This is a genomic window from Microbacterium murale (assembly GCF_014635185.1).
GTDB lineage: Bacteria > Actinomycetota > Actinomycetes > Actinomycetales > Microbacteriaceae > Microbacterium > Microbacterium murale.
The window spans coordinates 519,331-545,583 of sequence record NZ_BMCM01000001.1 but is presented as its reverse complement, the minus strand read 5'-3'; the positions used below and the strand labels follow the sequence as shown (position 1 = coordinate 545,583).

The 26,253-nt window shown below is 67.7% G+C and carries 27 protein-coding genes; 9 read left to right on the top strand and 18 right to left on the bottom strand.

Annotation, left to right across the window (positions count from 1 at the left end):
• Positions 1-13 precede the first annotated feature (13 nt).
• Positions 14-583, bottom strand: coding sequence for a TetR/AcrR family transcriptional regulator (locus IEV67_RS02625; RefSeq protein ID WP_188434977.1), 570 nt, complete (start codon positions 581-583; stop codon positions 14-16).
• Positions 584-654: 71 nt separating this feature from the next.
• Between IEV67_RS02625 and IEV67_RS02620 the strand changes: the two genes are divergently transcribed.
• Both IEV67_RS02620 and IEV67_RS02615 read left to right on the top strand, forming a co-directional pair.
• Positions 655-1,227, top strand: coding sequence for a dihydrofolate reductase family protein (locus IEV67_RS02620; protein ID WP_188434976.1), 573 nt, complete (start codon positions 655-657; stop codon positions 1,225-1,227).
• 141 nt (positions 1,228-1,368) lie between these two features.
• Entirely contained in the window at positions 1,369-2,751 is a 1,383-nt protein-coding gene (locus tag IEV67_RS02615) for a flavin monoamine oxidase family protein (RefSeq protein WP_229702652.1), read from the top strand.
• Here IEV67_RS02615 and IEV67_RS02610 read toward each other — a convergent pair.
• The 6 genes from IEV67_RS02610 to IEV67_RS02585 form a co-directional block, all read right to left on the bottom strand.
• The gene (locus IEV67_RS02610; RefSeq protein WP_229702650.1) at positions 2,708-3,361 is read right to left on the bottom strand and encodes a Pr6Pr family membrane protein; all 654 of its coding nucleotides are present in this window, start codon (positions 3,359-3,361) and stop codon (positions 2,708-2,710) included. The two genes, IEV67_RS02615 and IEV67_RS02610, sit on opposite strands and share 44 nt — an antisense overlap.
• 105 nt (positions 3,362-3,466) lie before the next feature.
• Positions 3,467-4,837, bottom strand: a complete 1,371-nt coding sequence (mgtE, locus tag IEV67_RS02605; RefSeq protein WP_188434974.1) for a magnesium transporter — start codon at positions 4,835-4,837, stop codon at positions 3,467-3,469.
• 259 nt (positions 4,838-5,096) lie between these two features.
• A complete protein-coding gene (locus tag IEV67_RS02600; RefSeq protein ID WP_188434973.1) occupies positions 5,097-6,455 on the bottom strand; it encodes a DUF2252 domain-containing protein in 1,359 nt (452 codons plus the stop codon).
• A gap of 56 nt (positions 6,456-6,511) precedes the next feature.
• Complete coding sequence (locus IEV67_RS02595; RefSeq protein ID WP_188434972.1) at positions 6,512-7,168, bottom strand: hypothetical protein; 657 nt, start codon at positions 7,166-7,168, stop codon at positions 6,512-6,514.
• The gene (locus tag IEV67_RS02590) at positions 7,165-7,608 is read right to left on the bottom strand and encodes a MarR family winged helix-turn-helix transcriptional regulator (RefSeq protein ID WP_188434971.1); all 444 of its coding nucleotides are present in this window, start codon (positions 7,606-7,608) and stop codon (positions 7,165-7,167) included. Before IEV67_RS02590 ends, IEV67_RS02595 begins: the two co-directional genes overlap by 4 nt.
• Positions 7,609-7,668: 60 nt before the next feature.
• Positions 7,669-8,256 carry a hypothetical protein gene (locus IEV67_RS02585; protein ID WP_188434970.1) on the bottom strand — a complete coding sequence of 196 codons (588 nt, stop codon included), beginning with the start codon at positions 8,254-8,256 and terminating at the stop codon, positions 7,669-7,671.
• Positions 8,257-8,393: 137 nt separating this feature from the next.
• Between IEV67_RS02585 and IEV67_RS02580 the strand changes: the two genes are divergently transcribed.
• Positions 8,394-9,635: a glycosyltransferase gene (locus tag IEV67_RS02580; RefSeq protein ID WP_373284412.1), complete on the top strand. Its 1,242-nt coding sequence runs from the start codon at positions 8,394-8,396 to the stop codon at positions 9,633-9,635.
• Between the two features lie 3 nt (positions 9,636-9,638).
• Positions 9,639-10,883, top strand: a complete 1,245-nt coding sequence (locus IEV67_RS02575) for a glycosyltransferase family 4 protein (RefSeq protein ID WP_188434969.1) — start codon at positions 9,639-9,641, stop codon at positions 10,881-10,883.
• 19 nt (positions 10,884-10,902) lie between these two features.
• Here the strand turns inward: IEV67_RS02575 and IEV67_RS02570 are convergent, their stop codons facing one another.
• Both IEV67_RS02570 and IEV67_RS02565 read right to left on the bottom strand, forming a co-directional pair.
• On the bottom strand, positions 10,903-11,439 hold the full coding sequence (locus tag IEV67_RS02570; RefSeq protein ID WP_188434968.1) for a hypothetical protein: 537 nt from the start codon (positions 11,437-11,439) through the stop codon (positions 10,903-10,905).
• A gap of 28 nt (positions 11,440-11,467) precedes the next feature.
• Positions 11,468-11,629 (bottom strand): hypothetical protein, encoded by a 162-nt coding sequence (locus IEV67_RS02565; protein ID WP_188434967.1) that lies wholly within the window; start codon positions 11,627-11,629, stop codon positions 11,468-11,470.
• A gap of 108 nt (positions 11,630-11,737) precedes the next feature.
• Between IEV67_RS02565 and IEV67_RS02560 the strand changes: the two genes are divergently transcribed.
• Complete coding sequence (locus IEV67_RS02560) at positions 11,738-12,703, top strand: GlxA family transcriptional regulator (protein ID WP_188434966.1); 966 nt, start codon at positions 11,738-11,740, stop codon at positions 12,701-12,703.
• A gap of 5 nt (positions 12,704-12,708) precedes the next feature.
• Here IEV67_RS02560 and IEV67_RS02555 read toward each other — a convergent pair whose 3' ends face one another.
• Entirely contained in the window at positions 12,709-13,413 is a 705-nt protein-coding gene (locus IEV67_RS02555) for an NRDE family protein (RefSeq protein ID WP_188434965.1), read from the bottom strand.
• A gap of 39 nt (positions 13,414-13,452) precedes the next feature.
• A complete protein-coding gene (locus IEV67_RS02550; RefSeq protein ID WP_188434964.1) occupies positions 13,453-14,931 on the bottom strand; it encodes a peptide MFS transporter in 1,479 nt (492 codons plus the stop codon).
• A gap of 92 nt (positions 14,932-15,023) precedes the next feature.
• On the opposite strand from IEV67_RS02550, the gene coaBC reads away from it, so the two are divergent.
• The 3 genes from coaBC to IEV67_RS02535 all read left to right on the top strand — a co-directional run bounded on the left by coaBC (position 15,024) and on the right by IEV67_RS02535 (position 19,091).
• Positions 15,024-16,226, top strand: a complete 1,203-nt coding sequence (gene coaBC, locus IEV67_RS02545) for a bifunctional phosphopantothenoylcysteine decarboxylase/phosphopantothenate--cysteine ligase CoaBC (RefSeq protein ID WP_188434963.1) — start codon at positions 15,024-15,026, stop codon at positions 16,224-16,226.
• An 87-nt stretch (positions 16,227-16,313) separates the two neighbouring features.
• Complete coding sequence (locus IEV67_RS02540) at positions 16,314-18,464, top strand: ATP-dependent Clp protease ATP-binding subunit (RefSeq protein ID WP_188434962.1); 2,151 nt, start codon at positions 16,314-16,316, stop codon at positions 18,462-18,464.
• Positions 18,465-18,608: 144 nt separating this feature from the next.
• Positions 18,609-19,091: a hypothetical protein gene (locus tag IEV67_RS02535; protein WP_188434961.1), complete on the top strand. Its 483-nt coding sequence runs from the start codon at positions 18,609-18,611 to the stop codon at positions 19,089-19,091.
• A 74-nt stretch (positions 19,092-19,165) separates the two neighbouring features.
• Here IEV67_RS02535 and IEV67_RS02530 read toward each other — a convergent pair whose 3' ends face one another.
• The 7 genes from IEV67_RS02530 to IEV67_RS02500 form a co-directional block, all read right to left on the bottom strand.
• Complete coding sequence (locus IEV67_RS02530) at positions 19,166-19,936, bottom strand: enoyl-CoA hydratase/isomerase family protein (protein ID WP_188434960.1); 771 nt, start codon at positions 19,934-19,936, stop codon at positions 19,166-19,168.
• Between the two features lie 39 nt (positions 19,937-19,975).
• Entirely contained in the window at positions 19,976-21,109 is a 1,134-nt protein-coding gene (gene paaE, locus IEV67_RS02525; protein ID WP_188434959.1) for a 1,2-phenylacetyl-CoA epoxidase subunit PaaE, read from the bottom strand.
• Entirely contained in the window at positions 21,073-21,573 is a 501-nt protein-coding gene (paaD, locus tag IEV67_RS02520) for a 1,2-phenylacetyl-CoA epoxidase subunit PaaD (protein WP_188434958.1), read from the bottom strand. Before paaD ends, paaE begins: the two co-directional genes overlap by 37 nt.
• Complete coding sequence (gene paaC / locus IEV67_RS02515) at positions 21,567-22,406, bottom strand: 1,2-phenylacetyl-CoA epoxidase subunit PaaC (RefSeq protein ID WP_188434957.1); 840 nt, start codon at positions 22,404-22,406, stop codon at positions 21,567-21,569. The genes paaD and paaC overlap by 7 nt, the downstream gene beginning before the upstream one ends.
• Entirely contained in the window at positions 22,403-22,705 is a 303-nt protein-coding gene (gene paaB, locus IEV67_RS02510; protein WP_188434956.1) for a 1,2-phenylacetyl-CoA epoxidase subunit PaaB, read from the bottom strand. Before paaB ends, paaC begins: the two co-directional genes overlap by 4 nt.
• The gene (gene paaA / locus IEV67_RS02505; RefSeq protein ID WP_188434955.1) at positions 22,705-23,688 is read right to left on the bottom strand and encodes a 1,2-phenylacetyl-CoA epoxidase subunit PaaA; all 984 of its coding nucleotides are present in this window, start codon (positions 23,686-23,688) and stop codon (positions 22,705-22,707) included. The genes paaB and paaA overlap by 1 nt, the downstream gene beginning before the upstream one ends.
• A 97-nt stretch (positions 23,689-23,785) precedes the next feature.
• The gene (locus IEV67_RS02500) at positions 23,786-25,246 is read right to left on the bottom strand and encodes an HNH endonuclease signature motif containing protein (RefSeq protein WP_188434954.1); all 1,461 of its coding nucleotides are present in this window, start codon (positions 25,244-25,246) and stop codon (positions 23,786-23,788) included.
• Between the two features lie 728 nt (positions 25,247-25,974).
• Between IEV67_RS02500 and IEV67_RS02495 the strand changes: the two genes are divergently transcribed.
• Positions 25,975-26,247, top strand: a complete 273-nt coding sequence (locus IEV67_RS02495; protein WP_188434953.1) for a hypothetical protein — start codon at positions 25,975-25,977, stop codon at positions 26,245-26,247.
• The last annotated feature ends 6 nt before the right edge of the window (positions 26,248-26,253 follow it).

Below are 26,253 nucleotides of genomic sequence, written 5' to 3'. Positions count from 1 at the left end.
GCTGGGAGCGAGATCAGGCGGGCAGCAAGCCCGCGACGAGGGCGTCGACGACGGCATCTGTGGAGGTGCCTGGGTCGATGGGTGACGTGAGCTGATCGAAGACCAGCCCGTCGATCGCGTAGTGGAACAGTGCGACCTCTCGGCGTCCACCAGGGAGGCCCGCTGCCTCGTTGAAGGCGACGTCGCCGTCGAATCCCGCGCGCTGCCATTCGCTGAGTGACGCAGCGAGTTCGGGGTTGCGAGCGGCCTCCAGCCTCAGTTCGAAGAGTGCGACCGTGACGTCACGCTGTGCCAGCAGCCTGCGCACGATGTCGCGGATGTAGTCCGCGAACAGTTCCTGGCTGGGCTGCGCCTCTGCGCGAGCCTCCAGGTCCTCAGGCGCCGGAGCGAGGCGGGCACCAATCCGCTCGAAGATCCCGGCGACGAGGGCTTGTCTGCTGCGGAAGTAGTTGGAGGTCGTTCCGACGGGCACGCCGACCTCCGCATCGATCGCACGATGTGTGAGCCCGCGAGAGCCTTCGCGTGCCAGCACTGCGATGCCGGCATCCGCGAGCAGGTTGCGCCGCATTTCGTTCTTCGCCATGGCATGACCCTAGCGCAACCACTGCACCTGTTGTAGTCTCCAATCACTGCACCTGTAGTTATTGGAGAATCATGCGAAAACTCACCTACTACGTCGCTGTCAGCATCGACGGATTCATCGCCGGTCCCGGCGGCGAGTTCGACCGCTTCCTGTTCGAGGGCGACCACGCCGCCGGCATCGGCGAGAAGTACCGGGGCACCGCGCCGACCGAACTCGCCGAGAGGGCAGGGTTGCCGATCGAGGGCGGTCCGTTCGACACCGTGCTCATGGGGTGGAACACCTATGCCGTCGGACTTCCTGAGCTGCCGAGTCCGTACCGCCACTTCCGTCAGGTCGTCTTCACACGCGGACACGAGGCCCCCACCGGATCCGACGACGTCGAGTTCACCGACCGCGACCCCGTCGAGGTGGTCCGCGAACTCAAAGCCGAGGACGGCAAGGGCATCTGGCTCTGCGGCGGCGGAGCGCTCGCAGCGGTGCTGCGAGACGAGATCGACCGCTTGGCGCTCAAGCGCAACCCCGTGCTGTTCGGCGACGGCATCCCGCTGTTCGAAGGACGCGACTACGCGCCGGCCGACTTCCGCCCGACAGGGATCACATCGTACGAGTCGGGCGTCGTGCTCGAGGAGTACGTTCGCGGTTGAGTCCTCCTCCACTCCTACGAGAGCGCAGCACCACGCCGAGACAGCGGCGAATCGCCGTTGTCTCGGCGTGGTGCTGCGGTTTAGAGGTTCGGGTCGGTCCCGAGGCATTGGCGCAGCGGGTAGTGTGGCCACACGATGAGGATGACGCGTCGCGAGCTGCTGATCGGCGCCGGAGCAGGCGCTCTCGGCGTGCTGCTTGTTTCCTGCACCCCTGAGCCGGCGCCGACGCGCACCCCGACGCGCACCCCGACTCCGCTGCCGACGACGAAGGTGCCCACGCCCGCCGCGAGCATGCGCAGCGAATGGGCGACCGACCCGTTCTCGCGCGGTGCTGTGAGCTACACGCGCATCGGCGTGCAGTCCGCCACGCGCCAGACGCTTGCTGAGCCCGTCCAGGGGCGGGTCTACTTCGCCGGCGAGGCGACCGACGTCGACAACCCCGGCACGATGCGAGGCGCCATCCACTCGGGTGAGAGCGCGGCGATGCGACTGCGTGCCACCGTGGAAGCAGGCGAGCGCATCGCCGTGATCGGCGCGGGTCTCGCCGGCGCGACCGTCGCGGCTGATCTCGCCGACCTCGACGTCGAGGTGACCGTCTTCGAAGCGCGCGATCGTGTCGGCGGACGCATCCACTCCGAGATCGACGACGACTGGCCGCTGCCCGTGCAGCTCGGCGGATGGCTGGTCGGGGCGGACGATGACACCGCCGCCCTCGCCGAGACGGTGGAACTGGCGACCGCGATGTGGCGTTCAGCCGAGGGTGCTATCGAGCCCCCGGTGAACGCGCCGCTCGAGAGCGCGATCGCGGCGGCGCAGGCGCTCCCGGCCGATGTCTCGCTGACCGAGGCTCTCACCGCGACAGGCGCGGACCCGGAAGAGCCGACTCTCGCCGCGCTGCTCGCGTACCTCGCGACCACCACGGGGGCCGAAGCGGAGAAGCTCTCAGCCTGGTTCCCCCCTGCGATGCCGCTCGCCGCCGCGCAAGGGTTCATCGGAGATCTCACGGCGTTCGTGCAGGAGCGGCTGGGGGATGCCCAGCTGACGCTGTCCTCGCCCGTGACCCGCATCGCCTACGACGACTCAGGCGTCAGTCTGCGGCTCGGAACAGGGGAGTCGACGTCGTTCGACCGGGTCGTGGTCACCGTTCCGCTCGGCGTGCTGCAACGCGAAGGCATCGAGTTCGCCCCACCGCTGCCTTTCGCCCATCGTGGCGCGTTGAACGCCCTCGGCATGGGCCATATCGAGACGATCTGGCTGCGCTATGACGAGCCGTTCTGGGACACCGAGGCGACGATCTGGCACGTCGTGGGCGATCAGCAGAGCGTCGACGGCGGGTTGGTGCTGGAGAACACGGTGGCCGTGCGGACCTGGATCAACCTGCTTCCGGTCACCGGAGAGAATCTGCTGGTGGGCATCGTCGGCGGAGACGACGCGGAGACGTTCGCAGAGCTCAAGGAGGAGGGCGCACTACTGTCGGCGCTCACATCGCTTGAGCTCTTCCTGCCTTCCGCCGCGACGGGCTGACCCGGCTGATCACCGCGAGCACGGTGGCGATGAGCGCGAAGATCGCCAGGGCGAGCGCGCTCGTCAGCAGGAACTCGCCGATCCCGCTCACCTGGCGCAGGTCGAGGAAGTAGTACGGGTACCAGCCGATCATCGGCCCGCGCCACATCGTCACGCCGCCCCACACGAGCGGGAACACCAGGGATCCGGGGATGATCCACCACGGCACGGAGCGGTGCCCCGGTGTGAGCGTCCATGCGATCGCGGTGAACGCCGGCAGCCAGAAGTGCAGCACCTGATCCGACCACGGCACGTCGACGCGGATGCCGCGGAGCCCCGCCTGCCAGACGATGAGCGCGAATGCGAGCCCCGCGGTGATCGTCCACGTGAGCACGAGCGAGAGGGCGACGCTGAACCACCGCGGATCGTCGTCGCGTCGGAAAGCGAGGACGCCGCCGATCACGAGCAGGACGACGAGTGCGCAGTTCGATTCGACGGTGAGGTACGCGAAGAAGTTGCGCCCGGCGATCGTCTGCGAGCTCAGGCCCCAGAACAACCGGTGAACGAGCGCAGTGAGGCACAAGGCCGCCGTGGCAAGGCGAAGTGCGCCGAACGTCGTTCGTGCCCTCACTGCCGTCAGCCTCCCCTTTCGACGCGGTTCACGTCATCCGGCGATTCTACGGAGGACTGCCACGGTGTCGAACCCGCGGTCGCCGATCGACGGGGACCGACCGGCTCAGATCCCGAGGATCGCCTTGGCGATGACGAAGTAGATCACGAGGCCGGTGGCGTCCACGAACGTGGTGATGAACGGGTTCGAGAACACGGCAGGGTCCACCCGGATCGTCCGTGCGACCAGCGGCATGATCCCGCCGATCGTCGCGGCCACCGAGCACACCGCGATGAGCGTGCAGCCGATCACGAGTCCGATCTGCCAGTCGTAGATCAGCGCGGTGATCCCGAATCCCAGCAGCCCGAGGAGTACGCCGAGCGAAAGCCCCACCCGCAGTTCGCGGGTGAGGACCCGCACCATATCCCGCGGACGCACCTCGCCGAGCGCGAGCGCGCGGGTCACCGTCGTCGCGGCCTGGTTCCCGGTGTTGCCTCCTGTGCCGATCAGCAGAGGCACGAACAATGCCAGCACGGTGAGCTGTTCGAGCGTCGCCTCGAAGACCGACAGCACCTTCACGGTCAGTGTCGCGCCGACGGCGAGCACCAGGAGCCACACGACGCGCGAACGCACGATCCGACGGATCGGCGTCGACAGGTAGGGCCGGGTGAGAGGTTCCGCACCGCCCTGGCGTGCAGCATCCTCGCTCTCCTCGCGCTTGAGGATGCGCGCGGCGTCGTCGATCGTGAAGATGCCGACGAGGCGATGCTCGCTGTCGACGACCGGGACGGCGAGCAGCCCGAGGTCTGTGCAATCGCGCGCGGCGGCCTCGGCGCCGGAGTCGGCCGGCACCGTGTGGGCGTCCTGCATCAGGGACTCGACGAGAGCGTCGTCATCCGCGGTCAGCAGGTCGCGGAGGCTGACCACGCCGACGACGCGGCGCGCGTGATCGGTCACAGGAAGCGTGTAGATCGTCTCCGCATCGGCGAGACGTGCACGCATCCGGCGCAGCGTCTCGGCGGAGGTGAGATCGGGGTGCGTGGTGACGTATTCCGGGCTCATGCGCCGGCCGATCGAGTCCTGCGAATACCCGAGCACCGACGCCGTGAGGTCCCGCTCCCTCGGCGCGAGTCCGCGGAGCAGCCTCGGAGCGACCGATGCGGGCAGCTCGTCGAGCAGCCAGACCCGATCGTCCGGGTCCATCTCGGCGAACAGGGCGGCGATCTCGGCGTCCTGCAGGCTGCGCACGAGTTCACCCTGAAGCTCAGGCGACAGCGCCTCGAAAGCCTCCACCGCCTGCTGCTTCGGCAGCAGCCGGTACATGACAGCGCAATCCTTCGGGTTCAGTCGTTCGAGAACCTGCACGATCTGCCAGGTCGGCACCGGTGACAGAGTGGCGGATGCTGCGGCGAGGTCTCGACGCGACAGGCTCTGCTCGATCAAGTCGAGAAGGTCTGCGGTGTCGAGGTTCTGGGTGGGGATCTGCTCCGTGGTCATGGAGAGCTTCTTTCGGGCAGGCCGACACGAAGCGCAGCAGGAGGCGCTGATGATCGTCGGCTGGACGGATCGGTCGAAGCCGGACACCCGCGCGAGACGTCAGAGGTGTGATGCCGCGAGAGCGACAGCGGAGTCCGGATGCTGATGGCAACTATCACCACTCATGGGAGTACCACCTCGCTTCCGTCTTCGCAGACCGCCTCAGATGCGGTCGTGAGGCAGCCGAGCGATCGCCCGCTGCCTCCGCCAATGTAGTCCATCAGACTGCGGGATGTCTGCGTGCTGCGATGAACGCCCGGTGATCGGCGAGTGAGACAGCCGCGTACTCGCGACTCCACGACAGCACCGCGTCGGCGATCGACCTGCCGCCGCCGATGTACCCGGCCACCGCCGTCGCCGTCACCGATTGGCTGTGCGCACGCGCGAGCGTCGCCGCGCAGGCCCTGGCATAGGTGACAAAGGGCCCGTCGTCGAGCTCCTCGACCTCGACGCCGCCCTTCATGTCGTGGAACTGGCGGACGTAGAAATCGCCGTTGCGACTGCGCAGGTGTCCGAGGAACGGATCGGAGAGCGCCTGCAGTATCCGCTGCATTGCGACGACTCTGGCGCCCTCGCCGGACGAGTCGATGAGCTCGGTGAGCACCGTCGGCTGTGCCACGCGGCCGTACTGCACCAGCACGCTCTGCGACGCCTGCTTCGGCTGCATGAGCAGCGTGTGGCCCTCGCCGTCCTGGAACAGCACCAGATAGCAGCGGGTGCCGACGCTTCCGACGCCGACCACCCGCCGCGCGACGTCCGACACCGCAAAGTGCTGGAACAGCAGGGCGATGTCGCTGCTGGCGGTGCGGCGGTACTGCTCTACCAGGTCGTCGACGAGGTCATGCAGCTCCGGCTCCACGGCGCTGACGGTCGGATGCTGGTGCACGAAGTGTCGCCGACCGTCGGCGTCCGTCTCGGTCAGGCGGTGCACTGCGCGTTCGCCGGTGCGGCGCCGCGCCTGTTTCACGGCTTTGCGGATGGCGCGCTGCGCGTCGTGATCGAGCATCTTCTTGGTGGATTCGACGTCGAAGTGCGTGAAGTAGCGCTCGGTCGGGCTGAGCGCGGTGTTCGCGCGGATGCCGCGAGCGTATGCCTTCACCGCGGCGCGCACGGCGTGCTCGATCACGGCATCCGCGCGACCGGACGCCTGCCCGCCGACGACGATGCTCGCGGTGAGTCGCTTCACGTCCCACTCCCACGGCGCCCACGCGGCCTCATCGAAGTCGTTCAGATCGAACATGAGGGCGCGCTGCGCTGAGGCGTAGAAGCCGAAGTTCGACACGTGCGCGTCGCCGCATGCGGCGACCAGGATGCCGGAGTGCGGCGCGCTCGCGAGATCTGCTGCCATCAGGGCGGCAGTACCGCGGTAGAAGGCGAAGGGGCTCGCCGCCATGCGCTCGGCTCGCAGCGGGACGAGATCGGGCAGGCGAGTGGCATCCTGCTCGGCGAGGATGCCCAACGGATCGCGGGGAGCATTCGAGAGCAGCGCCAGATCCGCGCGCGGCGCCGCTCGTCGGGCGCTGCGGCCCTGCTCGAGGAGCTCGGTGCGAGAGGGCGGGCGTGCCGACGTGGTGCTCATCGGCCAATGATGGCAGGCGATGGCTCGCTGATGTGACGACGCGGCTCGTCGGGCGGTCAGTCCGCAGCGAGGAGGAATGGTCGGGCAGCATCGAGGAACGCTCGAGGATCGTCGGCCCAGATGCGCACGGAGGTGACCAGATGCTCGCCGCCTCGTGGCGGGAGACCGGGCAGTCGCACGGCGTGCGGCCGCTCCAGCTCGATCTCGATGTTGGTCTCGTCCTGAATCCGCTCGGCGTATTCAGCACCGTCGATCCTCGGCTGCTTGGGCTCGTCGATGCGCCGTGAGATCGCGACGGATGCGATCTCGTCCCAGGGCAGTGCGACATCGACCTCCAGCCCGTTGCGCACCCGGATGCCGTCGGGGCCCACGGAGTGCGGGCGCAGCAGCATCGCGCAGAGCAGTCCGATCATCCAGGTGAGCCCCCAGATGCCGATGATCAGGAGGGTGATACGTACGGCAGGCCAGCGGTGCACGATCAGGTCGATGATCGGCAGCTCGATCGCGGACAGCACGATGAAGACGATGAGGATGGTGAGCACGGGGCGGTGGTATCCGATCCCGGTGCCACCCCGGGGCACTGCCGGGCGGCGGGCGATCGCTCGGCCGATGCTCGCGTAGATGCGCAACTCCGCGAGGAGCGCGCGGTGCGCGAGTGAGAGGAAGCGCCGCCACACGGATGGGGACGTCGTGTCGATCGTCGTGGTGCTCATGTGGCGCTCTCGGCTTCGGCCACGAGCGTCCCGAGGTGATCTGCGAGGGCCGCGATCCCGCGCTGGACGGCGTCACGGTCTTCCGGCGCGATCGCCGAGATCAGGGCCTCGTTGAGCTCGACGTGCTCCTGCTGCATCCGCGTCATGGTCGTGACGGCGCTGGGGGTCAGCTCGACCAGTACAGCCCGACGATCCGTCGGGTGGGGCGTGCGGCGCACGTGGCCGGAGCGCTCCAGCCCGTCCACCAGGCCGGTGATGTTGCGGGGGCTCACGGCGCAGAGCGCCGCCAGCGCCTGCTGCGTCGACGGTCCGGCATGCTGCAGCACCCACAGCAGATGCACTCGCGAGGTCGTCAATCCGGTGCCCTCGAATGCGCGCGCCATGTCCTTCTGGAAGAGGTCGGCGATCTGCAGCAGGCGGTCGAGAAGCAGCGGGTTCATGGTAGTGATGCTACTACATCATTACCCTACTTCACTAAATTCGTTCGCGACTGAATCCGATCAGGCGGGATCGATCCGCAGGACGTCGCGTGCCTCGCCGCCTTCCAGGTCGTCAGCGATGCGGATGCTGCGGGCCAGGTCGTCCAGCGCAGGGATCAGCGTGCCGAACGTCTCGCGGGAACCGCCGACCGCTGTCAGCGTCACCAGGTGCGTTCCGGTGTCCCACGTGTAGGTGGCGAACGGCGGTGCGGACGGCTGCTCGGGGAAGGACATCACGAGCTTCTCGCCGACGCCGAGCCTGGTGGGGAATGACTCGGTGTCGTCGTACTCCATCGGCATCATCGCCCGGGCCGTGCGCACGTCGTTCGTCAGCTCCTGCGTCGTCGCCATCGCGACGACGAGTTCGGGCTCGGCCTTCCACGTCCACACCAGAACGCGGCCGTCCGCGCGCTTCATCATGGCCGGTGCCAGCTGGCTGATCGCCCACGCGCCGATGCGCGTTCCTCGGGCGGGCGTGCCGCCGCCGGCCTGAACGGCGTTGCCCATCAGCATCCGCAATGCGGCCTTGCGGTGACGGCGGCCCTTCCATCCGAAGGAATCCGTCACGGGGATCCAGAGCTGCGGGTCTGCGGAGCTGGCGATGCGCATGTCACCACGGTAGAGGATGACCCTGCGCGGGCGCCCTGACTGCGGCTGGCCTCCCTAAGGCCCGCAGACCGCTCGGGTAGAGTTGCCAGCGCCCTGAACCGGGCTCTTCCCCGACGCGTACCGTAAGGCTGCCATCCGTGACCTCCTCTGACGCTCCGATCGACAAGGTCGCCCCGTCGAGCGCCCCCGAGCCCGCCCCGCCCCGCAGTGATCGACCGCTGCGCATCGTGATCGGCTGCGACACATTCGCCCCCGATATCAACGGTGCCGCACGCTTCGCCGAGCGGCTGGCAGCAGGCCTCGTGCAGCGCGGCCACGACGTGCACGTCGTGGCGCCGAACCGGAAGTACCGCAGGGCGAAGCCCCAGACCGAGGTGATCGAGGGCGAGCCCATGACGCTGCACCGGCTGCCGTCGGTGCGCTGGGCGCCGCACGACTGGCTGAGGTTCGTGTGGCCATGGCGCGTGAAGCACCACACGCGCAGCATCTTCGATGAGGTCAAGCCGGACGTCGTGCACATCCAGTCGCACATCGTGATCGGTCGTGGTCTCTCCCGCATCGCCCACGAGCGCGGCATCCCCATCATCGCCACCAACCACGTGATGGCCGAGAACATCCTCGATCACACGACCCTGCCGAAGTGGGTCGACAATCTGGTGCTGAAGTTCGCCTGGGCTGACGCCAAGCGCACGTTCGACCTCACGCGGGCGATCACCACGCCGACCCGTCGCGCCGCTGACTTCCTCGAGCGCACCGTCGAGGTGCAGGGCGTCATCCCCATCAGCTGCGGCATCGATCGCACCCAGTACACACCTGTGGTCGCCCCGCGTGAGAAGAATCGCATCATCTTCGTCGGCCGCCTCACGGCCGAGAAGCAGGTCGAGGTCATCCTGCAGGCGATGACGAAGCTCGATCCTGCGCTCGACGTGACGTTCGACATCGTCGGCGGCGGCGATCAGCGCAAGAACCTCGAGCGACTCACGGCCGAACTTGGTCTCGCCGACCGCGTCACGTTCCACGGCCGCACCACGGACGAAGAACTCCGCGCTCTGCTCTCGCGGGCGAGCCTGTTCGTGATCGCATCGATCGCCGAGCTGCAGTCGATCGCGACCATGGAGGCGATGGCTTCGGCGCTGCCGATCGTCGCCGCGGATGCTGTCGCGCTGCCGCACCTCGTGCACGACGGGGAGAACGGCTACCTGTTCGAACCGGGCAACGCCGAAGACCTCGCCGCACGCCTCACCGACGTGCTCACGGCAGAGCCCGCCGAGTACGAGCGGATGCAGCAGGCCTCGCTCGACGGCGTCATCGTGCACGACATCAACCGCACGCTCGACACCTTCGAAGCGCTCTACCGCGACGAACCGCTGCCGGCCTGATCCATGCACATCGTCTTCTTCGGCGATCAGCACCTGGAGTCGCTCGGCGGCGCGCAGGTGTCGATGAGGCTGCAGCGACGATACCTTGAGCGCGCGGGGCACACGGTGACGGTCGTCGCCCCCGCGATGCATCTGCCGCGCGCTGCGGATGCCGGTTACCTGGACCTGCCCTCGATGCCGATCACGGTCGACCGCGAGTACTCGATGTCGTGGCCGGGGCGGCGCACCGATCGCTTCCTCGATCTGGCGTTCGCACATCGACCGCCCGTCGACCTCGTGCATGTGCAGGCCGACTTCTGGGGGGCGTTCATCGGGCATCGCTTCGCCCATCGCCACGGCATCCCTGTGGTGCACACCATGCACAATCGCGTCGACGTCGGCATGGCCGCCGTCACCCCGCTGCACCGGCCGGTGCTGGCCGTGCTCAACCTCTGGCGGCGGGCCGCGATGCGGGGCATCGGTGAGTCGATCGCCGGCAGTGATGGTTGGGCGTTCCTGCGGGGCATCGCGCAGGGGTCGAGCGCTGTGACTGCGCCCTCGGGTCACTTCGCGCGCCGGCTCGAGCAGCACGGAGTCTTCGATCGGGTCGACGTGGTGTGGAACGGCATCGACGACGAACTGCTCGCGCAGACGCTCGCTGCGCGTGTCGTGGACGAGACGCCAGCAGCTGCACGAGACACCGCTTCTGGCGTGGTGTCTCATGACGAGGATGATGTCTCGCGCCCGCGGCGCCCGCGCTTCGTGTGGCTCGGGCGGATGAGTCCGGAGAAGCGGCTGCTGCCGTTCCTGGAGGCGGTCGTCGAATCGCGCGTGGATGCCGATGTCGAGGTGATCGGCGGGGGCGGGCAGTTGCGCGCCGCCGAGAAGATCGCCCGCGGTCATGATGGCATCCGATTCGCCGGTCGCCTGCCGTACGCCGAGACTCTCGCCAGGATCGCCGCAGCGGATGCCGTGGTGCAGACGTCGATCGGATTCGAGACGCAGGGCATGACGCCGTTCGAAGCGGCGACGCTGGGCACGCCGACCGTCGTCAGCGATCCGGACATCGCCGGCGAACTGCGCGGCGGCCTGTGGGCAGTGCCGGATGCGTCGGTCACCGCGCTCGCCGAGACGCTTCAGCGCGCAGCATCCGACATCGCAGCAGGGAACGCGCCGTCGCCCGATCCGGACGTCGCAGCGGCCTTCCGCCAGTCGTCTCGCACGGCGGCGATGATCGAGCTCTACGAACGCGTGCTCGCGGAGCGCTGAGAGCGCCGCGCGCCGTTCCTCAGAAGTAGAGGAACGAGCTGACCGCGTTGAGGATGAAGCTGAATCCCGCGCCGACGACGCCCGCGCCGCCGAGTCCTGTCGCGATTCCCGCGAGTCCATGAGGTTCGCCGGCCCGACGGAGTCCGATGATGCCGAGGATGAGTGCCGTCAGTGCTGCGAGGAAGGTGATCACCGACAGCGCGCCGCTGACGAGGCCGATCAGTTGATAGCCGGCCGAGCGGATCATGATCTGGATGATGACGTTCGTCAGCAGGCTGAAGGCCAGCCCGACGAGCCCGACGATGAAGCCGATCCGGCCTGGAGTGTTGGTGTCGGCCCTGCCGGATGCGGCCGAGGCGTACGCGGGCTGCCCGTACTGCGGCTGCGCGTACTGAGGCTGGGAGTATTGGGGCGGCTGGGCACCGCCCTGGTAGTAGTGCTGCGCACTCGGCGCCGGCGCCCCGCTCGTGGTCGGCTGCGGCGGATAGGCCGGCTGCGGCGGCTGACCCGCGCTCTGAGCGTAGGGCGGAACCGGGCTCTGCTGCGGGTCGCTCATGGCGTTGAGCCTATCCGTCGCCCGCGCGTCAGCGGTAGATCGGAGCGGACTCCGCGTTCTGGATGCTGTCGCGCTCGGCGACGCGCGTCCAGTCCGTCGCGACTGGTCGAAAGCCGTCCCGACGCAATTCCACGAAGGTCGCGACGAGGCCGCTGAGGGCGAGCGCTGCGAGAAGGATGATGATGAACATGGCAGAAATGCTACGCCTGGTGTTTTCATGCCACGAGTGGCAGGATGGACATGCATCAATGAAAAACTGCCAAACTGTGATCGTCAGGTTCACACGTGAAGGAGTGCCATGAAGACCGTCGCCTGCATCGTTCAAGACGGGTTCTCGCCGTTCGAGTTCGGGGTCGCCTGCGAGGCGTTCGGTCTCGATCGCACCGATGACGGTGTGCCGAACTTCGACTTCCGCGTCGTCGCCGCCGAACCGGGCGAGGTCGCCTCGAAGCTCGGCTTCTCCATCAACGTCGAGGAAGACCTCTCGTTCGCGTACGAGGCCGATCTCGTCGTCGTCAGCCCGATCCCTCGCACGTGGTGGGGCGCCACCGACCCTCGCATCCTCGATGTGGTGCGCGATGCAGACGCAAGGGGTGCCTGGCTGCTCAGCATCTGCAGCGGTTCGTTCATCCTCGGACAGGCAGGTGTACTCGACGGCCGCCGGGCGACGACGCATTGGATGTACGCCGACACGATGACGGCGATGTTCCCCGAGGTCGACGTCGATCCCGATGTCCTGTTCGTGCAGGACGGGCGGATCATCACGAGCGCTGGTACGGCTGCGGGTCTCGACGCGTGCCTGCACCTGTTGCGGCAGGAGATCGGTGCCGAGCTCACCAACCGCGTCGCTCGCCGTATGGTCGTGCCGCCGCAGCGCGATGGCGGCCAGGCGCAGTACATCGATCGTCCGCTGCCTGTCGCGCAGAGCGACTCGCTCGCCGTCGTGACGGACTGGGCGATCGGGAACCTCCGTGAGGAGTTGACCGTCGATCAGCTCGCCTCACGCGCGCACATGTCTCCGCGCACCTTCGCCCGCCGGTTCAAGGCGGAGCACGGTGCGACCCCGGCGGCGTGGTTGGCCAGGCAGCGCATCATCCAGGCGCAGCGTCTACTCGAGCGCTCCGATCTGGGGTTGGACGCGATCGCCGTCGAGTGCGGCTTCGGTTCGGCTGCCGTGCTGCGGCAGAACTTCGCGCGGGTACTGGCCACCACGCCGACGGCGTATCGCGCGAAGTTCGCGTGCGTGGATGAACCCGCCGCCTGAACGCCTCAGCCTTCGGCGTGCAACCAGTGTCCCGGCGCCGGCAGCGTCGTCTGGCGCACGTCGAGCGCCGCGTGGTCGACGGCGGCGATGCAGTACAGCAGCGACTGCGTCGGATAGCCGTGCGGGCGGTTGTCGCGGATGATCGCCGCGTCGTCGGTGGGGTCGAGAGCAGCGGATGTCGCGAGCAGTGCGGTCCACTCAGCATCCCAATCGTCCGACTTGGCGGCGTGAGCTCGGAACTCGGGCAGCCATCTGGCGATGCGCGCGGTCGCCGGGTCATCGAGTCCGTCGTGCGCGATCATGTGCACGCCTGTCGGCACTGGGGTCTCGGTCAGGCTCTCACCGTCCCACGACAGCACGCGCGCAGCATCCGGCCCGACCTCGAGAAGGTTGAACCCATGCATCCGCAACGGCGCCGACGGCGAGCGGCCGGCGACGGACTCCAGCGCGAGGCTGCCGCGGGTGAGCACCTGATCCTCGGGAAGATCGAGGGTGTCGGCCCGGTTGAGCAGCACGGCGAGTCGCCTTGTTCTCGGATCCGCGGCGAGCCACGCTCCGCCCGCGCGACGATCGCGGATGCCGACCACGCCCTGATACGTCTCCGGCCACCATTCGCCGAGTGAATCCCACTCGCGCTCCGGATCTTCATCGCGGACCGCAAGCAGTCGCGACCCTCCTGGTTCAGCGACATCGATCACGACGGTGCACACGCGAACGAGTCTAGGCGCTGCCGGATGCCGGACGGATCGCTACCGCACGCCCTTCATCAGGCGCAGGACCGGCTTGGCTCCGAGCAGCATCGCCATGCCGACTGCCGCTGCGATGAGTCCGAGTACGAGGAAGTACGGCACCTCGTTCGTCGGATCGTAGAAGACCGCGAGCTGACCGGCCAGGGCCGTGCCGAGAGAAACGGACAGGAAGAACAGCGCGACCATCTGCGTGTGGAACGCCTGCGGGGCGAGCTTGGTCGTCACGGACAGACCGACGGGGGAGAGCAGCAGTTCGGCGACCGTGAAGGCGAACAGGATGCCGATGATCGCGAGCAGCGGCGTGGAGTTCTCGCCACCCCCGGCGAAGGGCAGGAACAGCAGGAAGGCTCCGCCCATGACGATCGCACCGAGGCCGAACTTCACGGGTGTCGACGGCTGGCGGCTGCCGAGTCGCGTCCACAGCCAGGCGAAGACGCCCGACAGCACGATGATGAACACCGGGTTGATCGACTGCACCCACGACACCGGCATCTCCCAGCCGAACAGGTCGCGGTTCAGGCGCTTGTCGGAGTAGACGGTGAGCACCGTGAACTGCTGCTGGTACAGCGACCAGAACGCCACCGAGGTGAGGAACAGCGGCACGAACGCCCACACGCGACTGCGTTCCTCGGAGGTGACCTTGCGGCTGCCGAGGATCACGGCGAAGTACGCGATCGTCGCGGCGATGACCGTGATGATGACGACCAGCGCCAGGTTGTCGGCGCGGATGACCCCGGTGAGGACGAGCACGACGATGATGACCACCGCTGCGGCTGCGATGCCGCCGACCAGCGGGTATCCGCGCCGCGGCAGGGGGTTCGAGACCTTCCTCGCCTCGTCGGGAAGCGCGCGACGACCGAAGGAGTACTGCACGAGGCCGGCGGTCATGCCGACGGCGGCGAGTCCGAAGCCCCAGTGGAAACCGATCGTGGACTGCAGCAGTCCGGTGAGCAGCGGGCCGAGGAATGCGCCGAGGTTGATGCCGAGGTAGAAGAGGGAGAAGCCGCCGTCGCGCCGCGTGTCGTCTGCGGAGTACAGCGTGCCGACGACCGCGGTGGCCGTCGCCTTCAGCCCGCCGGAACCGATGGCGACGAGGATGAGGCCGACGCCGACCCCGACGAACCCTGGCAGCAGTGCCAGCGCGACGTGTCCAGCCACGATGACGATTGCGCTGAGGAAGAGCACGCGTTCTGCGCCGAGCAATCGGTCGGCGATCCATGCGCCGAGGATCGTCGACAGGTAGACGGCGCCGCCGTACGCGCCGACGATGCCGGCGGCCACCGCCTCCGGCATGCCCAAGCCGCCCTCGGTGGCCGAGTAGTAGAGGTAGATGAGCAGGATGCCCTGCATGCCGTAGAAACTGAACCGCTCCCACATCTCGACGCCGAAGATGTGCGCGAGGGCGCGCGGGTGGCCGAAGAAGCCCTTATCGGCGGATCCCATGGCTGGCGTCGAGGACACCGGAGGAGAAGTGCTCATGTCCCGTCACGTTACGCCTCCGGGGCGGCGGTCGTCACCTGAACGTTCGACGCGCACGCCCGTACCGTGCCGACACAGGGCAGAATCGAACCATGAACATCGTCGTCGGAGTCACTGGCGGCATCGCCGCGTACAAGAGCGTTCATCTCGTTCGACTGCTGATCAAGGCAGGGCACGATGTCACCGTGATCCCCACCGAGGACGCACTGCGATTCGTCGGCGCGCCGACCTGGGAGGCGATCAGCCGCAACCCCGTCACGACGAGCGTGCACGATGACGTGGCGAAGGTGCGGCACGTCGCGCTCGGTCAAGCGGCGGAACTCGTGATCGTCGCGCCGGCCACTGCGAACACCATCGCGAAGATGACCGCGGGGCTCGCCGACGATCTGCTCGGCACGACGCTGCTGGCGACGACGGCACCGGTCGCGATCGCCCCCGCGATGCACACCGAGATGTGGCGGCATCCGGCCACCCAGGCGAACATCCAGACCCTGCGCGAGCGCGGGGTGCATGTCTTCGGCCCCGGTGACGGCGAGCTGACCGGCGGTGACTCCGGCCCAGGTCGGATGCTCGAACCGGACGAGATCGTCAATGCCGCCCTCGCGCTCCTGGAGCCGCAGGACCTCGCCGGAGTGCGCGTGGTCATCTCGGCGGGCGGGACGCGCGAGCCCATCGACCCGGTGCGCTTCCTCGGCAATCGATCGAGCGGACGGCAGGGCGTGGCGCTCGCCGTCGAGGCCGCGGCTCGCGGCGGCGATGTCGACCTGGTCGCCGCGAACATCACAGCCGACGTGCTCGCCGAGGTGCGGCATCCACGTATCAGGGTGCGCACAGTCGGCACTGCCGCTCAGCTCGGTGAGGCGATGACGGATGCCGCGGCATCCGCCGACGTCGTGATCATGGCGGCCGCCGTCGCGGATTATCGGCCGGCCGAGGCATCGGATCAGAAACTGACCAAAGAGGCCGGCATCCTGGACCGCATCGACCTGGTCGAGAACCCGGACATCGTCACCGGCCTCGCTGCTTCCCGTCCGCAGGGGCAGACGATCGTGGCCTTCGCGGCGGAGACGCTGTCCGACCCGGAGCAGCGGCGCGAACGCGCCCGGCGCAAGCGCGAGCGGAAGGGCGTCGACCTGCTCGCGGTCAACCTCGCGGATGCCGACCACGGGTTCGAGAAGGCCGACAACGCGATCGAGGTCATCGGGGACGGCGGTGCGGTCGTCGCGACGGCCGATGGGTCGAAACGTCACGTCGCTCGTGCGCTCTGGGATGCTGTGCAGAAGACACGCAGTTGAGGTAAACTTGAGTCATCAGCACTCAACTTTGAGTCACCCCGCATTTGAACCACTCGCATTTGAAGAGGAGCAGTCCAGGAGGACACGATGACCAACCCCGCACAGCCGCAGCAAAACGACCAGCAGTCCGCCCTCGAGCAGTTCGGCATCAACCTGACCGATCGCGCGCGTCAGGGCAAGCTCGATCCGGTGATCGGGCGCGACAGCGAGATCCGGCGCGTCAGCCAGGTGCTCACCCGCCGCACGAAGAACAACCCCGTGCTGATCGGTGAGCCGGGTGTCGGCAAGACGGCTGTCGTGGAGGGCCTCGCGCAGCGGATCGTCGCGGGAGACGTCGCCGAGTCGCTGAAGGACAAAGAGCTCATCACGCTCGACATCTCCGCCCTCGTGGCCGGCGCGATGTACCGCGGCCAGTTCGAGGAGCGCCTGAAGCAGGTTCTCAAGGAGATCACCGAGTCCGACGGTCAGGTCATCACGTTCATCGACGAGCTGCACACGTTGATGGGCGCTGGCGGCGGCGAGGGCTCGGTCGCGGCATCCAACATGCTCAAGCCCATGCTCGCGCGTGGTGAGCTGCGCCTGATCGGCGCGACGACGCTCAACGAGTACCGCGAGTTCATCGAGAAGGACGCCGCGCTCGAGCGCCGCTTCCAGCAGGTCTATGTCGGCGAGCCCACCGTCGAGGACACCATCGCGATCCTGCGCGGGCTCAAGGAGCGCTACGAGGCGCACCACAAGGTCGCGATCTCCGACAGCGCGCTGGTCGCCGCGGCATCTCTCTCCAACCGGTACATCCCCTCGCGCCAGCTGCCGGACAAGGCCATCGATCTGATCGACGAGGCGGCATCCCGCCTGCGCATGGAGATCGACTCGGCTCCCGTCGAGATCGATGAGCTGCGCCGGCACGTCGACCGGCTGAAGCTCGAAGAGCTCGCGCTCAAGAAGGAGAAGGACGCCGCCTCGAAGGAGCGGCTCGCCACTCTGCGCGAAGACCTCGCCGCAGAGCAGTCGCGACTCGGCGAGCTGCAGGAGCGGTGGGAGCGCGAGCGCGCCTCATTGAACAAGGTCGGCGATCTGAAGACCCGACTGGATGCCGCGCGCAGCGACGCCGAACGCGCGCAGCGCGAGGGCAACCTCGAGAAGGCGTCTCGGCTGCTGTACGCTGACATCCCGGCGCTGGAGCGCGAGCTGATCGCGGCCGAGCAGTCCGAAGAGTCCGAGGACGGCGAAGGCCGCATGGTGGGCGACCAGGTCACCGAAGCAGACATCGCCGGCGTCATCGCAGCGTGGACCGGCATCCCCGTCGGGCGACTGCTGCAGGGCGAGACCGAGAAGCTGCTGCACCTGGAGTCCGAGCTCGGCAAGCGACTGATCGGCCAGAAGGACGCCGTGCAGGCGGTGTCGGATGCTGTGCGCCGCTCTCGTGCGGGCATCAGCGATCCAGGTCGCCCGACCGGATCGTTCCTGTTCCTCGGTCCGACCGGCGTGGGAAAGACCGAACTCGCCAAGGCGCTCGCCGAGTTCCTGTTCGACGACGAGCACGCCATGGTGCGCATCGACATGTCGGAGTACGGCGAGAAGCACACCGTCTCACGGCTCGTCGGTGCTCCTCCGGGATATGTCGGCTACGAGCAGGGCGGTCAGCTCACCGAGGCCGTCCGGCGTCGCCCGTACAGCGTCGTGCTGCTCGACGAGATCGAGAAGGCGCACCCCGAGGTCTTCGACGTGCTGCTGCAGGTCATGGACGACGGCCGTCTGACGGATGGACAGGGACGCACGGTCGACTTCTCGAACGTCATCCTGATCCTCACGTCGAACCTGGGCTCGCCGATCCTCATCGATCCGATGCTTTCGCTCGAGGACAAGCGCGAGAGCGTCATGGCGCTGGTGCGTCAGTCCTTCAAGCCGGAGTTCGTGAACCGTCTCGACGACATCGTGATCTTCCAGGCGCTCACACAGGACGACCTGGCCCAGATCGTCGAGCTCGCGATCGACCAGTTGCACACCCGGCTGCGCGAACGCCGGCTCACGCTCGCGGTCACGCCGGATGCCCGATCGTGGCTCGCGGAGCGCGGATACGACCCGGTGTACGGGGCGCGTCCGCTGCGCAGGCTCATCACGAACGAGGTGCAGAACAAGCTGGCGACGGCGCTGCTCTCGGGCGGAGTGCGCGACGGCGACTCTGTGCGGGTCGACATGGCCGCGGATGGCTCAGGGCTGGTGCTGACCTCGGAGTGACCGCGACGGCACCATTCGTCGAGGCCCCTCGTGGTCGCCGACGCCCCTCTTGACACGCGTGAATCAGGTGGGGCGCGGACGCTAGAGAGGGGCTTCGGCGCGGGTGTCTCGGGAGGGCGAAGCGCGCTCCGCTACGGTGGCCGTATGAGACTCTCCGGTCGGTTCGTTCGCGTCTTCCATTGGATCGCCCCGGTGCTGCTGCCGCTGCTCGTGCTGTGGGGGCGGGCCCTGTTCGGAGCTCCGCTGGGGTGGTTGGCCGCATTCGGGATCCTCGCGGTGCCGTTCGTCACGATCGCGATGTACATCGCGCCGATCATCGTCGTCTTCGACCGCGATGCGAAGGTCGCCCGCAGCACCCGCCTGTCCTACAACATCGCCAGCTGGGTGACCTGGGCCGCGTTGCTCGTGATGATGTTCACGATCGTCGACGGCGGGGATTCGCCTCCGTTCGGCTCCGTGCTCTCGACCTGGGGATGGATGAGCAGCAACGCGTCGTCGGACATCTTCGCCGGCGCCGTGCTCGTCGCGTTTCTCGGCTGGCTGGGCACTGTCACGACGGCGATCATCGGCGTCGTGCTGTCGCGCACCCCCGGCCGCTCACCCGCCGAGACGTCACTTCCCGCGTGAGACACCACACCCGGCGTGGTGTCTCACGCCGGCGATGACGTCTCACGCGGGCGACGATGCCTCGCGGCCGAGGGCTACTTCCCCGTGAACTCCGGCGGCCGCTTCTGCTGGAACGCGGCGAAGCCCTCGCGATAGTCCACGGTGTCGCGCAGCGAGGCCTGGTTCGCGTTCTCTTCGGCAACGGCATCCCACAGCGCGAGGCGCTCGTCGCGCAGTCGGGTGACGAGGCGCTTACTGGCGAGGAACGCCTGTGTCGCACCGGTGGCGGCGCGGGATGCCGCGGCCTCCGTCGCTGCGACGACGTCGGCTGCCGGCAGCACCTGCGAGAACAGCCCCGACTGCACCGTCTCCGTGCCGCTCATGAGGCGCCCGGTGTAGATGAGATCAAGGGTCTTGTGCGCTCCGAGCCGCTCGAAGAACAGGGCGTGCCCGCCGGAGTCCAGCGTCGCGCCGAGCGCGGCGAACGGGGAGCCGATCTTCGCGGTATCGGCGACGTACACGACGTCTGTGGCGATCAGCAGGCCGAGTCCGACGCCGAGGCATGCGCCGTGCGCGGCGGCGAACGTGGGTGCGGGGAACGCCGACATCCTCTTCAGCAGGGGAGCGACGAGCCCGTCGAGGTATCCGGTCACGTCGTCTGTGGCGGGATCGACCCCGGCGATGTCGCGTCCGGCGCAGAATCCGGGGCCTTCGCCGCGCAGCACGAGAGCGCGCACGCCGGCGGCCTCGGCGGCGTCGTACGCCTCGCCGAGTTCTGTCAGCGCCTCGACGTCGAGCGCGTTGCGCTTGTCCGGAGCGTTCAACACCACGTGGGCGACGTCGTCGGCGATGGTCAGGTCGATCATGTTCGCTCCGGTCTCTCGTGGGTCACGCGTGGGGTCGGATCACGCGTCGTAGTCGACGACGACACTCGAGGTCGTCGGGTGGGACTGGCAGGTCAGCACGTAACCGCTCTCTATCTCGTCGGGCTCGAGCGCGTAGTTCTGCGTCATGCGCACCTCACCCTCGAGCAGCCGCGCGCGGCACGTGCCGCAGACGCCACCGGCGCACGCGAACGGCACATCGCCGCGCACCCGCAGCGCAGCATCCAGAATCGCCTCGTTCGCCGCGACCGGCGACTCCACGGTTGAGGAAAGCCCGTCGAGGGTGAACTCGATGCGCCGCGTCTCGTCGCCCTCGCCGATGACGACGGGGCGTCCGCGATCGATGCGCGGGCCGTCGGCATCGCTCGTGAACAACTCGAAGCGGATGCTGTCGTGCGGCACCCCCCGACCCTCGAGCGTCTCGCGGCAGAGACCGACGAGATCGAACGGCCCGCACAGGAACCACTCCGTGACCGTCGCCGGGGGCAGCAGATCGTCGAAGATGGCGTTGAGCTTGTCTGCATCGATGCGTCCGGAGAGCAGCGGGGCCGTGCGCTGCTCGCGGGAGAGCACGTGGTGCAGGGCGAGGCGTGCGGGGTAGCGGTCCTTGAGATCCGCGAGGTCGTCGAGGAACATGACATCCTGCGTGGCACGGTTCGTGTAGACGAGGCTGAACTGCGCGGTCGGCGACGACGCCAGCACGTGGGAGGCGAGGGCCATCATCGGCGTCACGCCCGAGCCCGCCGCGATGCCCGCGATGTGCGCATGGTCGAGGTCGGGCAGGTTCGTGGTGAAGGTGCCCTCGGGACTCATCACCTCGATGCGGTCGCCGGGCTTCAGGTGCTCGTGCGCCCAGACCGAGAACAGGCCGCCGCGGTCGCGCTTGATGCCGACACTGATGCTGCCGGAGGTCGGCGGTCGGCAGATCGAATAGCTGCGGCGCACCTCATGCCCCTCGACGTGCGCGCGGAGCGCCACGTACTGGCCAGGGAGGTAGTCGTACTCGCCTTGCAATTCCGGCGGCACCGCGAACGTGACCTCGATGCTCTCCGCCGTCAGCGGTCGCACGTCGGAGACGGTGAGCTCGTGGAAGCGCCCTCGGCGGCGCGTGGTCGTGTTCACAGCACTTTGAAGTGGTCGAAGGGCTCGAGGCATGCGCGGCACTCGAAGAGCGCCTTGCACGACGTCGAACCGAAGCGGGCGATCTCGCGGGTGTCGAGCGAGCCGCAGCGCGGGCACTTCACCGCCAGTTGCAACCGGATCGGCCCCTGCCCGAGTGCGGCACGCGCGTGCGGCGGGGCGATGCCGTAGTCGCGGAGCTTCTGCTTGCCGGCATCCGTCATCCAGTCCGTCGTCCACGCCGGCGACAGGGTGGTGCGCACCTCGACGTCGTCGAACCCGGCGGCGGCGAGCGCGAGGGTCACGTCGTCGCGCATCGCGTCGAGCGCGGGGCATCCGCTGTACGTCGGGGTCAGCGTCACGATCACTCGGCTGCCGTCGAGCGTGACATCGCGGAGGACGCCGAGATCCTCGATCGTGAGGACGGGGATCTCCGGGTCGGTCACCGTGGCGGCGACCGCCCAGACGTGCTCGCGGCGCGTGGTGGCAGTGCTCACCATGATGCCCCCGGATGCTGTCTGGCCAAGACCTGCATCTCGGCGAGGAGGTGCCCCATGGCGGGGAAGTGGCTGCCGCGCCGCCCGCCGCCGGACGATGCCTTCACATCGGGAGTCTCGAGTTCCGCCTCGGCGAAGACCGCGGCGATCGCCGTGTCGAATCCTGCCCGCAGCGTCGACGGGCGAACCGCGATGCTGTCGAGTTCGTCGATCAACGGTTCGTCGCGGAAGAGTTCGTCGACGTACGGCCAGACATCGCGGACCGCGCGGATCATCCGGCGTCGCGATTCCTCGGTGCCGCCGGCGAGGCGCAGCGTCCACTGCACGGCGTGGTCGCGGTGGTAGTCGACCTCTTTCAGCGCCTTCTCGGCGACCGCGGAGAGCGTCGCATCCTCGGACGTGCGCAGCGCCGAATAGAGCTCGAACATGTAGGCGGATGCCGCGAGCTGCCGTGCGATCGTCTGCGCGAAGTCTCCGTTCGGCTGCTCGAACAGCCACGCGCTGCGGAACTCGGGCTCGTCACGGAAGTACGCCAGGTCGTCCTCGCTACGGCCATCGGCTGTGCCCGCCCAAGCTGTAGAGGCATAGTGCAGCAGCGATCGCGCATGGCCGAGCAGATCGAGGGCGATGTTGCCGAGCGCGACGTCTTCTTCGAGCTCGGGCGCGTGGGCGATCCATCCGCCGAGCTGCTGCGACAGGATCAGCGCGTCGTCGCCGAGCCAGAGCGCGTACTCGGCGACGGCGGGAGTCGCGGTGGCGTTGGAGTCGCCCGTGAGTTCGGCGGCGAGGTAGAGCTCGTCGACGGTGACGTGCGGAAGTGGACGGGAATCACTCATAGGTGCGGCACCCCCTCGGACGCCGTGTAGTACACCGCGTGGCGGTAGTTCTTGCCCGCAGGGCTCTCGAAGAACGAACCCTTGGCGTCCGGATCGCTCGTCGTGATGGCATCCGCCGGCACGACCCAGATCGAGGTGCCCTCCCCGCGGCGCGTGTACAGGTCGCGGGCGTTGCGCACAGCGAGCTCGGCATCCGGCGCGTGCAGGGATCCGGCGTGCACGTGGCTCATGCCGCGGTTCGCGCGGACGAAGACCTCCCACAGCGGCCAGGTCTCGGCGGCGGTCTCGGTGCTGACCATCACGCGGCCTCCTTCGAGCTCGAGTTCCGGGCGGCCTGCTTGCGCGCGTACTCCGCGGCCGCCTCGCGCACCCAGGCGCCGTCCTCGTGCGCTTCGCGCCGGGCCCGCAGTCGTTCGGCGTTCATCGGTCCGTTGCCGCCGAGCACCTCGAAGAACTCGGCCCAGTCGATCTCGCCGCCGACGTACTGCTGCGTCTCCTCATCGAAGTGCAGCTCCGGATCCGGAAGCGTGATCCCGAGCGCCTCGGCCTGCGGCATCAGCATCCCGATGAAGCGCTGGCGCAGTTCGTCGTTCGAGAACCGCTTGATGTTCCACGCCATCGACTGCGCCGAGTTGGGGGAGTCGCCGTCCGGAGGACCGAACATCATCAGGCTCGGCCAGTACCAGCGGTCCACGGCATCCTGCGCCATCCTGCGCTGCGCATCCGTTCCCTGCATCAGTGCCAGCAGGATCTCGAAGCCCTGCCGCTGGTGGAACGACTCCTCCTTGCAGATACGGATCATCGCCCGCCCATACGGCCCATATGAGGCGCGGCACAGTGGCACCTGATTGCAGATCGCGGCGCCGTCGACGAGCCAGCCGATCGCGCCCATGTCAGCCCATGTCGGGGTGGGGTAGTTGAAGATCGAGGAGTACTTCGCCTTGCCCTCGATGAGCTGCGAGGTCATCTCATCGCGCGTGGCGCCGAGAGTCTGCGCGGCCGAGTACAGGTACAACCCGTGACCCGCTTCATCCTGCACCTTCGCCATCAGGATGGCTTTGCGCTTCAGGCTCGGGGCGCGCGTGATCCAGTTGCCCTCGGGCTGCATGCCGATGATCTCGGAGTGCGCATGCTGACCGATCTGGCGGATCAGCGCGCGACGGTAGGCATCCGGCATCCAATCGCGCGGCTCGATGCGCGAGTCTGCGGCGATGATCTCGTCGAAACGGCGCTGCTCGTCGCTGATCGTGTCCGGTTTGGGGGCTTCCGGTGCGGTGGTCATCCCGACTCCTTCGTCGCGGTACGTTATTACTGACCGTACGTTCAGTAATTGTCTCACATGCGCACGGCTCGCGCATCACTCCGAGTCGGGGCGACCGTCATCCTGCGCGTTCTCGAGCGCGCGGTCGCGGGAGTCCGGCCGGATGCCATCTCTGCTCGCGATCCCACCACAGCGGTCCTCTGATCTCGGGGACGCCGCGGTTCATACGGATCCGCCACTCCGAGAGGTGGAGATTGCGGTGGTGCCACCAGCACAGCAGTGCGCCGTTGTCGGTATGGGTGGGGCCACCGTCGGCGTGCTCGGTGACGTGATGGATCTCGCACCAGGATGCCGGCACCGTGCAGCCGGGGATGATGCAGCCGCCGTCACGAAGGGTGATCGCCCGGCGCTGCAGGGCGTTGAAGATGCGCGCGGAAGTGCCGAGGGCGGCGATCCGACCGTTCTCATCGAACAGCACGCGCTGGATGCCGCCGGAGCACCCGGTCTGCGCGGCCACGCGCGAGGGGATTCGGTCGCCGGTGTTCAGCACCGTTGCCCACCCGCTGCCCGCTGCGTAGTCTTCAGCACTGACGGTGACCACGAGGGTCGGCGACGCACCACCGATCTGCGGGAACTCGCCCGCACGCGCAGCGCCGTTGATGATCATCGCGAAGGCATCGTGCATCTTCTGCGTTCTGGTCCGCTGGTCGAGGTACATCGAGTCGGTATGCGGATCGCCGTTCGGAGTCGTCTCTTCGTCGGCGCTCTCGGTGAAGTGCACTCCGGTCGTCGGATCATCTGGCCCATCGACTCGAGGATTGAGGATGCTGTCCAGCAGCAACTTCAATTGACCGGCCACTTCGGGGAGAAGATTTCCGCGCAGAGGCACACTGCCGTCGCGCTCCCGTCCGAGCGTAAGACTCCGGGCGCGCGCGCCGATCTCGTCGGATGGCTCTGCACCATCAGGATCGAGGTAAGCGGCGAGCACTTGCGACAGTATCCGCAGGTCTTCCGGTGTGGGCAGCGGGCCGATGCTCACACCGCCGTCTGCGCTGCGGCTGATCCCACGAGCGACGTCGGCGAGCTGCCGGTCGGCCTCCAGTCGTTCGTCGTCGAGGATTCGGCGGCGGGATTGCTCCAGCGGTTCCATCGCCGCGAGCAGACCGGCAACGCCGACCGATCCTGTCACCATCGCCTCGCGCAGTGCGGGGTAACGCGCGGGAAGGAACTCGCCGTTCGATATCCCCCGAGCCCGGCTCAACAACCTGGCGACCTTCATCACGCGATTCGCATCGCGCGTCTCACTGCGTGTCAGCACCCGCACGAGGTCGACCGGCCGTGACCATCCGTACTTCGCCGTGAGCTTGTCGTCGCGCATCGGCGCAGACCGTTCGAGCACCTGGACGGCCGCCTCAACCTGCAGACCCTCGATTCGTTTGTGGATGCTGCCGCTCAGTTCAAGAAGCGCGGCGATCTCGGCATCCGCAAGATCGGGAATCTCTTCGCGACCGAACGCATCACGACTCGCCTCAGCGAGAGACCTGTCGAGGTCTTCGAGGTGAGTGACAATGCTGTTCATACCTCCTATTCAACCGAGGGCCACCGACATTCCGAGCCGAAAAACGGGCTGATCAGAAAAGTTTTCTGAAGAACTTTGTCCGCGCTCCAGGAAGCGGCATCCGTTGCAGTTTTCGACGCCTACTCCACAATGAAGCCATGGATCAAGCATTCGCCGACACGACGAATCCGACTGCACTTTGAGTCACGGGTAGCCCGCCGGAAACGATCGTCTCGGTGCGGTCTCTGGGCGGAGCTCGGGAGTCTGCCGTAAACGCTCGCCGTACTGGTCAACGGACGAACGCTTTCGGCTGGCAAGTACCGCGAGGATGGTGATGGGTGGGGCCACGACTCGCTCGTGCGTGCCGTATGCTCTCGCTACATTGAGACGCGGGCGCTCGACGCGCTGCCGAGCTCTCGTGGGGTGACTGCTAACAGGGGGAGATGATGATTCGAAGCAGAAAGGTTCTGCCGATTGCATCAGCCATGGCGGTGATCGTAATAGGAGTTGTCGGTTGCGCCTCGGCGGTGTCGTCTCCTCCACCCCAATCGACGGCAGCGCCCTCCACGGGTGAGCCGCAGTCTGCCTCCGACCCCGCGGCACAGGCGCAGGCTCAGGCATGGCTGGATGCCGCTGCCCTGCCGTCCGGGGCTGTTCGATCGCAGTCTTCCCCGTTCGCTTTCAGTTCCTACACGGGATGGGTATGCGAGCCCGTCGAAGAACTGGAAGCCTTCTGGACGATTCCGAACATGACTGTCGCGGCGGCCGCCAATTGGCTGATGTCCAATCCCACCGGCGATCTTGTTACGACGGCAGTCGGACCCTGGCCGGACGATCAGGACATCGACGGAGTGACCGTCGGCTACACACCTGCCGACGGGACGTATCAAGGAGTCGTCTACACCCTGGCGAGAATGGATGACGGCGTTGCCGTCCGCGCAGAAGTCGCCGCTCTCACCGATTCCGCCGTCTGTGCGACACCTCCCGGTGGCGGCACGTGGGGCGCGCCTGGACAAGGCTGACGCCGG